Here is an 11,065-nt window from a genome sequence, read left to right on the forward strand (position 1 = left end):
TGGGAGCGGCAGCGGCCGACCTGGCGCGACGCGAAGCCCGCCCTGATCGCCGAGGCGCTGAAGCAGGCGCAGGCACGGCCCTCGGGCAACTGGTACGTCGTCGGCGCCAGCCGTGACGTACGCGACGGCCGGCCGCTGGGCCGTACCGTGGCCGGCCGGGAGCTGGTGCTCTGGCGCGACGCCGACGGGCGGCTCGTCGCCGGGCCGGGCGCCTGCCCGCACCTGGGCGCACCGCTGCGCGACAGCCCCGTGCGCTGCGGCACGCTGGTCTGCCACTGGCACGGGCTGGCGCTCGACGGCAGGCCCTTCGCGGGCTGGGAGCCGCTGCCCGCGCACGACGACGGTGTGCTCGTCTGGGTCCGGCTGGACGAGGCCGGGGGCGAGACCCCGACACCGGCGCCGGTGATCCCGGAGCGGCCCGACCCGGCCCGCGCGCTGGCGGCGGTCTACACCGGTGTCGGTACCTGCGAGCCCGAGGACGTGGTGGCCAACCGGCTCGACCCCTGGCACGGCGCCTGGTTCCACCCCTACTCCTTCGTCGACCTCACCGTCGTCGACTCCCCCGCCGGTGACGCTCCGTCCACGGAGCCCGACGAGGGCTTCACCGTCGACGTGTCGTTCAAGGTCGCCGGCCGGCTGGTCGTCCCGGTGCGGGCCGTGTTCACCGCCCCCGAGCCCCGTACGGTGGTCATGCGGATCACCGAGGGCGAGGGGACCGGATCGGTCGTCGAGACGCACGCCACGCCGCTCGGCACGGACGGCCGGGGCAGGCCCCGCACCGCGGTGGTCGAGGCCGTCGTGGCCGCGTCCGACCGGCCCGGTTTCCGCGCGGCCCGCAGGATGGCGCCCGCCCTGCGCCCCCTCGTCCGCGCCGCGGCGGGCCGCCTGTGGCGCGACGACCTCGCCTACGCCGAGCGGCGCCGGTACCTGCGCTCGACCGGGCGTTTCCCCGGTTGAACGGCTGAGCGGGGGACACGGGAACGCAGACGCGCGGGACCGGCTCGGGCGGTGCTGCCGCACCCGTCCGGAAAGGCCGGGCGGGTGCGGGGGTGGCTTGCATCCGTCGGCAACCTGCGAGACGGTTGCCATCAGGCAACTTTCCAGGCGCAGAGAGGTGGTGGGGTACGCGGCACGCGTACCCCCTCTTGTGGTTTCTCCCCAGAGTTCCCCCGCAGGCCCACGCGGTGCCGGCGCCGGTATCGGCTCCCCGTGGAGCGATGCCCCCTGCCCGGTCCTGGTCGTGGACCAGGACGGCGGCATCGTGGAGGTCAACGACGCCGCGCGGACGGCACTGCCCGAGGTCGCGGGCGGTGACGGGCCGTTCGAGAGCCTGCCGCAGTGGCTGACGGACGCGCACCGGCTCGTGGCCGGCGGCTTCGACGCCACCGGACGGGGGCCGCTGTCCGGCGCCATCGGCACGCGCCACTTCGACGCCCACCCGCGGCCGGGCGCGGACGGGGACGTGGCCTGGTGGCTGATCGACGCGACCGAGCGCCACCTGGCCGAGGAGACCCTGCGCAGCGAGCAGGAACGGGCCGCGATCCTCTCCGAGGTCTCCAGCACGCTGCTGTCCTCGCTGAACGTGCCGCGCTGCATGGAGGTGACCGCACGCCTGGCCACCCGCCACCTGGCGGACGCCGCCGTCCTCATCACCCCCGGCCAGGGCCGCCGCTTCCCGCTCACGTACGCGCAGGCCGACGGCTCCGTCAGCCGGGTCACGCGCGCGGTCGACCCGGCGGCGGTCCCCGGCCTCGCCGAGGCGCTGCAGGGCTTCCCGCCCGTACCGACGCGGTGGATCAACCCCGACGAGATCCCCCCGTGGGCGGTCCCCCCGGGCTTCGAGGGCTCGGTCGGCTCCGTCATCGTCACACCGCTGCCCGGGCACGGCGTCCCCGCCGGCGCCCTGATCCTGCTGCGCGCCGACACGGAGCGGGCCTTCACGGCGAGCGAGGACGGCTTCGCCCGGCTGTTCGCCGCCCGCGCCGGGGCCGCCCTGTCCGCGGCCCGGCTCTACAGCGAGCAGGCCACCGTCACCGCGACGCTGATGCAGGAACTGCTGCCGCCGGCGCTGAACGGCGTGCACGGCGTCGAGTACGCGGGCAGCTACCGGCCGGCCCAGGACAGCGAGCGGATCGGCGGCGACTTCTACGACGTCCACCCCGGCGCCGACCCCTCGCGGGAGTCGCTCGTGGTCCTCGGGGACGTGGCGGGCAAGGGCCTGGACGCCGCCGTGCTGACCGGCAAGATCCGCAACACGCTGCACGCCCTGCTGCCCCTCGCCCACGACCACGACCACGTGCTGAACCTGCTCAACACGGCGCTGCTGACGTCCCGGCACACCCGGTTCGCGACGCTGGTCCTGGCCTCCGCGCGGCGCCGGGCGGGCCGGGTGCGGCTGCGCCTCACCAGCGCCGGCCATCCCCCGCCGCTCATCGTGCGCGCCGACGGCCGGGTGGAGGAGAGCACGACCGGGGGCAGGCTGGTGGGCGCCCTGCCGACCGTGTCGGTCCGCACCGAGGAGACCGTCCTCGCGCCGGGCGAGACCTGCCTGCTCTACACCGACGGCATCACCGAGGCGCGCGGCGGGCCGCTGGGCGGCGAACTGTTCGGCACCGAGCGCCTGATGCGCATCCTGGCGGACTGCGCCGGCATGCCGGCGGAGGCGGTCGTGGAGCGCGTGCAGATGCTGGCCGCGCAGTGGCTGGGCCAGGGCCGCCACGACGACATGGCGGTGGTCGCGATCAGCGCGCCGAGGACCGGCCCGTTGACCGTGGTCAACGGACATGTGCATGGTGGGGAGCCCGGGGAGGCCGCGCTGCCGGGCGACCCGGGCGGCATGCACGAGCGGCGCGGGAGGGCCGAGTGATGGATACGGACGACGCCACGGCCGGTCTCCGTGACGGCCTGTGGGAGGCCGTCCTGGACGGGGACGCGTACACCGCCGCCGATGTCCTGCACCAGGGGTTCGACGCCGGCCTGGACACGGAGACGCTCCTGCTGGACGTGATCGGCCGGGTGCAGGCGAAGGTCGGCACCGAGTGGGCGGCCAACCGGATCACGGTCGCGCAGGAGCACGCGGCCACCGCCGTCAACGAACGCGTCATCACCACGCTGACCCCGCGCAGGCCCCCCCGGGCGAGCCGGGGCCGGGTGACCGTGGCCTGCGTGGACGGCGACTGGCACGCCCTCCCGGCCCGGCTGGTCGCGGAGGTCCTGCAGCTGCGGGGCTGGCAGGTGGACTACCTGGGCGCCCAGACACCCGGCCCCCATCTGATCGCCCATCTGCACCGGACGGACCCGGAGGCGGTCCTGCTCTCCTCCTCGATCCCGACCCGGCTGCCGACCGCCCACGCGACCATCACCGCCTGCCAGGCCGTCGGTGTCCCCGTCATGGTCGGGGGCAGGGCCTTCGGGCCGGACGGCCGGTACGCCCGCGCCTTCGGCGCCGACCGGTGGGCGCCCGACGCCCGGTCCGCCGCGGCCGCCCTGGAGGCCGGCCTGCCCGCCCCGGACCCGACGGCCGCCCGGCAGGCCGTGGACGATCTGCCGCACCTCGCCGACCAGGAGTACACGATGGTCGTGCAGTCCCGTCCGCTGCTGGTCAAGCAGACCCTGGTGGACATGGAGGAGCGTTTCCCCGCGCTGCGCCGGTACAGCGACGCCCAGCGCGAGCGCACCGCCGAGGACCTCGCCCACATCGTGGACTTCCTCGGCACCGCCCTCTACGTCGACGACGCCGACCTGTTCACCGACTTCATCACCTGGACCGCCGAGATACTCGAGGCTCGGCGGGTACCCGTGAGGTCCCTGCTCATCGGGCTGGAGCTGCTCACCGACCAGCTCCACGACTTCCCGCGCGCCACGGCGCTGCTCCGCGCCGGGACCGCCGCCCTCGCCGCCCGCCCTGTCCGTCCCGCCCCCGAGCCAGAGATCACCGCATGACCACGATGCCACCCGAGTTCGACCTCGACATCACCCTCACACCGGACGTGCTGACCATCGAGGTCATCGGTGATCTCGACTACGAGACCAGCGACGAGCTCCTCACCACGGTCGACGACCACCTCACCCCGGGCACGGCCCTGGAGCGCCTCCGGCTCGACTTCCGGCGGCTGACCTGGATCGACTCCCTGGGGCTTTCGACGCTGCTCATGGTGCACCGCCGCACCAGCGCGACCGGCGTCTCGCTCGCGCTGGACAACCGGCCCGACTTCCTCGAACGCATGCTCGACCTGACCGGCACCCTGGACCACTTCACCGCCACCGCCGAGGCGGAGGGCAAGGTCACCGACGCGGGCACCGGCTGATCCGCGCGGCGGAAGGCGCGGTGCGCGCGGCGGCTCCTACTTGACCGGGTCGTGGCCCCAGTTCATCAGGCTGTAGCGCCACGGCGTCTCCTTGACGTCGCCGTCGGGGCGCTGCGCCATGTGCCGGTGGACGTAGCCGACCACCTTGCTCATGTGGGCCACGTCGTCGTCGCTCAGATCGCCCTTCTTGGTGCGCTTGAGCGCGACGATGCGCCGCCCCATCTCGTGGCCGACGCTCTCCCCGCCGCCCTTGCTCTGCCCGACGCTCTTCGACTCGTCCGTCTCGAGCCACTTCTCCAGCTCGCCGGGTGACATGTTCACGGCGTCGTTGAACTCGCCGATCGTCCCGTCCCGGTCGTCACCGTCACCGTCGCCCTTGCCCTTGCCCTTGGTCACGACTTGCCCTTCTTGCGCAGGGCCCCGGGCTTGTGCACGGCGTCCTTCCCCGTCTTGTCGCTGCGCACCTCGTACTGCGGGTCCTCCGACGAGGCGTCCACCGTCCGCCCCGCGGCCTCCGTGCGCTCGGTGATCTTCTTCTCGACCTTGCCGCCGACCTCCTGCCCGTGGCTCTTCCAGGAGACCTTGTCCCCCTTGCTGAGCTTCTTGTCCGACGTCATCGTGGCCCCTTTCTCCGTCGACCCCTCCGTTCCAGCGTCGGGTGCGGGCACGGATGGCGCATCCCGAGCGGGCGCGGGACGGGGCGGGCGCGGCATGGAGGCACGTCTCCGGAATATCAACATCCGTATATGGCGGGGCAGTTGCCCGCATGCGGGATGTCTCACGGGATACACGAGGAGTCTCCCCGCACCTACCGGAACGGAAAGGAACGCGCGATGCACCAGGAGACCACACAGGCGTCCGAACTGGGCGATCTCGAGCCCGGCACCCGGCAGCGGGCGCAGCTGCGTGCCCGGATCACCGACATCGCCTGGGCCGCCCTGATCGCGGTCCTGCTGATCTGGTCGGTCTGGAGCACGGTCGGGGTGGTGCGCGGCGCCACCGCGTGGGCGTACGCCGCCGTGGCCTACGTGCTGCTGACCGTGGTCGTGGCCCTGCGCGTGACCGCGGCCCGGCGCGGGTCCCGGACACGCTGAGGGGCGGCTTCGATGGGGAAGGTCAACAGATTCCTGGCCGAGCGGCTCTGGCTGCAGATGATCCTGTCGATCCTGCTGGCCAGTGCCGTGATAACGATCATCTATCCGGGTCCGTCGGTGGCGTCGACCATCGTGCGCACGGCCGTCATGTCCGTCGGCGCCGTGGGCGTCATCCTCGCCGTACGAGGCAAGGAGAAGCGGGCGGCCGGCGGTACGACGGGCCGGCTCGTCTCCCTGGACGCACAGCTGCGCAAGGGCGAGGTGCCCGCCGGGCCGACGGAGCGCGAGGCCATGCGGGAGCTGGTCGGACAGCGGCTGCACCGCACCCGCCACCGGAGGCTCGCCCTCGCCGGGATGACCGCGCTCTGGGGTGGCGTGGTGACCTTGACCGCGTTCACGTTCGGCCTGCGCCAGACGGTCGGCCTGACCCTGCTGGGCGTGGCCTTCATCGCCTGGCTGGTCCTCCACGGCAGGCTCCAGATCCAGCGGATGCACCGCATGCGCGAGGCCCTGGACGACAGCGCGAGGACCGCCGGCCGGCCGGTCTGACCGGTCGGCGGCGCGTACGTACGGGGACCGGCCGCCGGGCGGCAGGTCCCCGTACGCGTCGGCCCGTCGGCCCTCCGGCTCCTCAGCCCTTCGCCCAGGACTCCGGGTCCCACAGCCCCGAGCGCCGCAGGGACGCCGGGCAGTGGAGGTAGATCTCGTCGATCTCCAGGAGCAGGGCGAGCAGCGGGCGGCGCCCCGCCACCGCCATGTCGTCGAAGAACGGCGCGTCGGTCAGGATGCGGGCGCGGCCGTTGACCCGTAGCACCTCTTTGCCGCCGGGAATCAGATAGAGCAGGCCGGCGCGCGGGTTCTCGAGGATGTTGTGGAAGCTGTCGCCGCGCCGGTTGCCCGGGCGGTCCGGCAGGGCGATCGTGCGGGAGTCGAGGATGTGGGTGAACCCCGCGGCGTCGCCCCGCGGCGAGACGTCGCAGTTGCCGTACCGGTCGGAGGTGGCCAGGGCGTAGAAGGGCGAGCGGGCCAGCATCCCCCGGTCGTCCTCGGTGAGCTCGGCGTGCACCTTGTCGATCACGATGGGGTGGGGCTGCCCGAGGAGTTCGCGCAGCTCGTCGGCCGAGCCGAGTTCCACGAAGCCCGCCGCGAGAGCGCCCCCGCTCCGGTTCGCAGTCGCATCGATCGTGTGAGGCAAGCCAACTCCCTGTGCCGTGCTGCGGAGCGCGCCCCGCGCGCCCCCGTTCTTCCCCGCATATGACGGTTTACCGGCCGCCCCGTTGATTGCGCAATACACAATATCTGGTGTTAGGTTCGCCTTACCTAAATCACCGGATGCGGTCGCTCCGGGACGCCGTGCTGCGCGTCCACGGGCGATGAGGAACGAACCATGCGCTGTGGCCCCCCGCCCCCTCCGCTCGGCACGCCGAGCGGCGTCGGTGTCTCATGACCCCGGCGAAGGCCCCTTCGGGCTCCCCGTCCTCCCCGCCCTCCCCGGCCGTCCGTGACGTGCCCGCCGGCGGGAGCCCCGGAACGCGGCGGCGGCACAACGCCGCGGCGCTGACGGCGGGACTGGTGCTCCTCGCCGTGCTCCTGCTGGGCGCGGTCGCCCTCAGTCTCGTCGTCGGGTCCGGCAGCGTCTCCCCGCACGACGTGTGGGCCGGCCTGTTCCACCCCGACCTCACCGTACGGGGGCAGCTCGTCGTCCAGGAGGTGCGGATACCCCGCACGCTCGCCGGTCTGCTGGCCGGAGTGGCGCTCGGTCTGGCCGGCGCCGTGATGCAGGGCGTCACGCGCAACCCCCTCGCCGACCCGACCCTGCTCGGCGTCAACTCGGGTGCGTCCGTCGCCGTCGTCTTCGCGATGAGCGTGCTGTCGCTGACCGAGCCCTCGCAGTACATCTGGTTCGGCTTCCTCGGCGCCTGCCTTGCGTCCGTGCTCGTCTACGGGGTGGCCAGCTTCGGCCGCGAGGGCGCGACGCCGATCAAGCTCGCCCTCGCCGGGTCCGCCGCCACCGCGCTGCTGATCTCCCTCACCGACGCCATGCTGCTGACCGACAGCCTCACCTACGACCAGTTCCGGTTCTGGCAGGTCGGCTCCCTGAACGGCCGGGACGTCGACGTCCTCCTCCAGGCGCTGCCCTTCATCGTCGTCGGCGCCGTCCTGGCCCTGTCCATGGGGTCCCGGCTCAACGGCCTGGCCCTCGGCGACGACGTCGCCCGGGGCCTCGGCCAGCGGGTCGGCGTGGCCCGGCTGCTGGGCGCCGCGAGCGTCGTCCTGCTCTGCGGTGCGGCGACCGCGGTCGCCGGGCCCATCGGCTTCGTCGGCCTCGCGGTGCCGCACGTGGCCCGGCTGCTCACCGGCCCCGACCACCGCTGGCTGCTGCCCTACAGCGCCCTGCTCGCCCCCGTCCTCCTGCTGGTCGCGGACGTCGTCGGCCGGGTGATCGCCCCTCCGGGCGAGGTCCAGGTCGGCGTCGTCACCGCGGCCGTGGGATGCGTGCCGTTCATCTGGCTGGTCCGCCGGCGTGGGCAGGTGGGACTGTGACCCGGACCGGAACCCCGGCTACCGCGCCCCCCGCCGGGAGCACCGGCGCGGCCGGGCACACGGCCGCCCGCACCGCCGCCGTCGCGGAGGCCGCCGCCCGCGTCGACCGGCTGCACCGCGGCCGCCGCATCCGGTTCACCGCCGTCTGTCTGGCCCTGGCCGTCGTCGCGCTGGCCTCCCTGGTCCTGTCCCTCACGATCGGCGACATCGACGTCCCCGTGGCGGACGTGCTCGCCGTCCTCACCGGGGGCGGCGACCCGGGCAGCCAGTTCGTCATCCACGAACTGCGGCTGCCCCGGGCGCTGCTGGCACTCGTCATCGGCTGCTGCTTCGGCCTGTCGGGCGCCGTCTTCCAGTCGCTCCTGCGCAACCCCCTGGCCAGCCCCGACGTCATCGGCGTCAGCTCCGGGGCCAGTGCCGCCGCCGTGCTGTCCTCGATGGTGTTCGGCCTCAGCGGTCTCGCGCTGTCCGGCGGGGCCCTGGCGGGCGCGCTGGTGGCCGGCACCCTGATCTACGCGCTGGCCTGGCGGGGCGGGGTGAGCGGCGGCCGGTTCGTGCTCATCGGCATCGGCGTGGGCACCGGGCTGATGAGCCTGCGCTCGTACCTGATGACCCGGGCGGAGGTCACCGAGGCGCAGAACGCGTTCCTGTGGCTGACCGGCAGCCTCAACGGCCGTTCCTGGGACCACTTCTGGCCCCTGCTCGGCTGTGTGGCCGTCCTGGTGCCGCTCACCCTGGCCGCCTCCCGCGGCCTCGGGGCGCTCCAGCTCGGCGACGAGGCGGCCGGCGGGCTCGGCGCCCGGGTCGAGCGCAACCGGCTCGCCCTGCTGGCCTGCGCCACCGCCCTCGTCGGGGTGGCGACGGCGGCCGCCGGCCCCATCGGCTTCGTCGCCTTCGTCAGCGCGCCGATCGCACGCCGGCTGCTGCCCGGGCACGGCGCGGCCCTGGTGCCCTCCGCCCTGACCGGCGCGGCACTCGTCTGCCTCGCCGACTTCGCCGCCCAGCACCTGCTGCCCGGCACCCAGCTCCCCGTGGGCGTGGTCACCAGCATCATCGGGGCGCCCTACCTGCTGTGGCTGCTCTCCCGCGCCAACCGCGTCGGCAAGGGCGGCTGACGTGACCGAGCCCACCGCCCCCGGCCCCGCCCCGACGCACACGCCGGCCCCGAGCGCCGAGCCCGACAAGGAGACGACGGTGACGTCCCAGCACACCCTCCAGACCCGCGACCTCGGTCTCGGTTACGGGGAGCGCGAGATCATCTCCGGTCTCGACGTCGATCTGCCGCCCGGGCGCTTCACCGTGATCGTCGGCCCCAACGCCTGCGGCAAGTCGACGCTGCTGCGCGCCCTGGCGCGGCTGCTGGCCCCGACGGCGGGGAAGGTCCTGCTGGACGGCGAGGACATCAACACGACGTCCACCAAGCAGGTGGCCGCGACCCTCGGCGTGCTGCCGCAGACGCCTCTGGCGCCCGACGCCATCACCGTCTCCGACCTCGTCGGCCGCGGCCGCTACCCGCACCAGGGCTGGTTCCGCCGCTGGACGGCCGCCGACAGCGAGGCCGTCGCCGCGGCCATGCTCGCCACCGACGTGCTGGAACTCGCCGACCGGTCCGTGGACGAGCTCTCCGGCGGCCAGCGCCAGCGCGTGTGGATCGCGATGGCGCTGGCCCAGGAGACGGACATCCTCCTGCTGGACGAGCCCACCACCTACCTCGACATCAGCCATCAGCTGGACGTCCTGGACCTGCTGACCGACCTCAACCGGGACCGCGGCGTCACGCTCGCCGTGGTCCTGCACGACCTCAACCTGGCCTGCCGCTACGCCGACCACCTGATCGCCATGAAAGCGGGACGCATCGTCGCCGAGGGCCCGCCCTCCGACGTCGTCACCGAAGCGCTGGTGCACGAGGTGTTCGGACTGCGTTCGACGGTGATCCCGGACCCGGCGTCCGGCACCCCGATGGTCGTTCCCCTCGGCCGGCACCACGCCGGCGCTCCGCTCGCCGAGGGGACTCCCCGGTGAGCTCCCCCTCGGCACCCACAGAAAGAACGAACATGATCGCGCACTCCTCCCCCGCCCGTCGCGGTGTGCGGCGCCTGGCGACCGGCACCCTCGCGGTCGCCCTTCTCGGTGCCCTCGCGGCCTGCGGTTCCTCGGACGACTCGGCCGACGCCGCCGACGCCTCGGCATCGTCCTCGGCGTCCGGGGCCTTCCCCGCGAAGGTCGAGACGAAGTTCGGCACCGTCACCGTCGAGTCCGAGCCCAAGCGCGTCGTCGCCCTCGGCTGGGGCGACGCCGAGACGGCCCTGGCCCTCGGCGTGCAGCCGGTCGGCCAGAGCGACTGGCTGGCCTTCGGCGGCGACGGCGTGGGCCCGTGGGCGAAGGACCTGTACAAGGAGAGCCCCCAGACGATCGGCACCCTGGAGCCCGAGTACGAGAAGATCGCGGCCCTCAAGCCCGACCTCATCCTCGACGTCAAGTCCAGCGGCGACCAGACGCGGTACGACACGCTGAGCAAGATCGCGCCGACCATCGGGGTTCCCGAGGGCGGCGACCAGTACAAGACCGGCTGGAAGACGCAGACCACCATGGTCGCCCAGGCCCTCGGCCGCGCCGACGAGGGCGAGGAACTCCTCGCCGACGTCGAGGAGAAGTTCACGGCCGCGACCGAGGAGCACCCGGAGTTCGAGGGCAGGACCATCACGGTGGGGTCGCGCACCTCGGCCGGCTGGGGCGCCTACGTCAGCGGCACGGACCGGGTCGACTTCGTGGAGCGGCTCGGGTTCGAGAACAACCCGAAGGTCGAGGCCGAGGCCGGCAAGGACTTCTCCGTGTCGGTGTCGGAGGAGAACCTCGAGATGCTCGACGCGGACCTGGTCGTGATGGCGCCGATCGGCATCGAGGCCGCGAAGATCAGCAACGACTCGCTGTACAAGTCGCTGCCGGCCGTTAAGGACGGGCACGACATCGTCTTCGACGACGCCGACGTCGCCCAGGCGTTCGCCACCAACTCCGTGCTGTCCATCGGCTACGCGCTCGACAAGGTCGTGCCGATGTTCGCCGACGCGCTCAAGTAGGCGCCTGACACGAGGGGGCCCGGCCGGTGCACCGGCCGGGCCC

The 11,065-nt window shown here is 73.5% G+C and carries 13 protein-coding genes; 10 read left to right on the plus strand and 3 right to left on the minus strand.

Annotated features, from left to right (window positions below; translation table 11 throughout):
* The 4 genes from UW392_RS54020 to UW392_RS54035 form a co-directional block, all read left to right on the plus strand.
* A partial coding sequence (locus UW392_RS54020) for a DUF5914 domain-containing protein (RefSeq protein WP_320782824.1) occupies positions 1–957 on the plus strand: 957 nt, incomplete at its 5' end.
* A gap of 190 nt (positions 958–1,147) precedes the next feature.
* Positions 1,148–2,866: a SpoIIE family protein phosphatase gene (locus UW392_RS54025; RefSeq protein ID WP_414497566.1), complete on the plus strand. Its 1,719-nt coding sequence runs from the start codon at positions 1,148–1,150 to the stop codon at positions 2,864–2,866.
* Positions 2,866–3,942, plus strand: a complete 1,077-nt coding sequence (locus UW392_RS54030; protein WP_320782826.1) for a B12-binding domain-containing protein — start codon at positions 2,866–2,868, stop codon at positions 3,940–3,942. Before UW392_RS54025 ends, UW392_RS54030 begins: the two co-directional genes overlap by 1 nt.
* The gene (locus UW392_RS54035) at positions 3,939–4,307 is read left to right on the plus strand and encodes an STAS domain-containing protein (protein ID WP_320782827.1); all 369 of its coding nucleotides are present in this window, start codon (positions 3,939–3,941) and stop codon (positions 4,305–4,307) included. The genes UW392_RS54030 and UW392_RS54035 overlap by 4 nt, the downstream gene beginning before the upstream one ends.
* A gap of 36 nt (positions 4,308–4,343) precedes the next feature.
* Here the strand turns inward: UW392_RS54035 and UW392_RS54040 are convergent, their stop codons facing one another.
* Together UW392_RS54040 and UW392_RS54045 are read right to left on the minus strand one after the other, a co-directional pair.
* The gene (locus tag UW392_RS54040; protein WP_320782828.1) at positions 4,344–4,703 is read right to left on the minus strand and encodes a DUF3140 domain-containing protein; all 360 of its coding nucleotides are present in this window, start codon (positions 4,701–4,703) and stop codon (positions 4,344–4,346) included.
* Complete coding sequence (locus UW392_RS54045; RefSeq protein WP_320782829.1) at positions 4,700–4,924, minus strand: DUF2945 domain-containing protein; 225 nt, start codon at positions 4,922–4,924, stop codon at positions 4,700–4,702. The genes UW392_RS54040 and UW392_RS54045 overlap by 4 nt, the downstream gene beginning before the upstream one ends.
* A 216-nt stretch (positions 4,925–5,140) precedes the next feature.
* Between UW392_RS54045 and UW392_RS54050 the strand changes: the two genes are divergently transcribed.
* Together UW392_RS54050 and UW392_RS54055 are read left to right on the plus strand one after the other, a co-directional pair.
* The gene (locus UW392_RS54050; protein ID WP_320782830.1) at positions 5,141–5,401 is read left to right on the plus strand and encodes a hypothetical protein; all 261 of its coding nucleotides are present in this window, start codon (positions 5,141–5,143) and stop codon (positions 5,399–5,401) included.
* Positions 5,402–5,413: 12 nt separating this feature from the next.
* Positions 5,414–5,950 carry a hypothetical protein gene (locus UW392_RS54055; protein WP_320782831.1) on the plus strand — a complete coding sequence of 179 codons (537 nt, stop codon included), beginning with the start codon at positions 5,414–5,416 and terminating at the stop codon, positions 5,948–5,950.
* A gap of 82 nt (positions 5,951–6,032) precedes the next feature.
* Here the strand turns inward: UW392_RS54055 and UW392_RS54060 are convergent, their stop codons facing one another.
* Positions 6,033–6,596, minus strand: coding sequence for an MSMEG_1061 family FMN-dependent PPOX-type flavoprotein (locus UW392_RS54060; RefSeq protein ID WP_320782832.1), 564 nt, complete (start codon positions 6,594–6,596; stop codon positions 6,033–6,035).
* A 248-nt stretch (positions 6,597–6,844) separates the two neighbouring features.
* Between UW392_RS54060 and UW392_RS54065 the strand changes: the two genes are divergently transcribed.
* From UW392_RS54065 to UW392_RS54080, 4 genes are all read left to right on the plus strand, one after another.
* The gene (locus tag UW392_RS54065) at positions 6,845–7,945 is read left to right on the plus strand and encodes an iron ABC transporter permease (RefSeq protein ID WP_320782833.1); all 1,101 of its coding nucleotides are present in this window, start codon (positions 6,845–6,847) and stop codon (positions 7,943–7,945) included.
* Positions 7,942–9,060, plus strand: a complete 1,119-nt coding sequence (locus tag UW392_RS54070) for a FecCD family ABC transporter permease (protein ID WP_320782834.1) — start codon at positions 7,942–7,944, stop codon at positions 9,058–9,060. The genes UW392_RS54065 and UW392_RS54070 overlap by 4 nt, the downstream gene beginning before the upstream one ends.
* A gap of 79 nt (positions 9,061–9,139) precedes the next feature.
* Entirely contained in the window at positions 9,140–9,967 is an 828-nt protein-coding gene (locus UW392_RS54075; RefSeq protein WP_320782836.1) for an ABC transporter ATP-binding protein, read from the plus strand.
* A 32-nt stretch (positions 9,968–9,999) separates the two neighbouring features.
* Positions 10,000–11,022, plus strand: a complete 1,023-nt coding sequence (locus tag UW392_RS54080) for an iron-siderophore ABC transporter substrate-binding protein (protein ID WP_320782835.1) — start codon at positions 10,000–10,002, stop codon at positions 11,020–11,022.
* Positions 11,023–11,065: the final 43 nt, after the last annotated feature.

It is taken from the genome of Streptomyces sp. CRN 30, assembly GCF_034105845.1.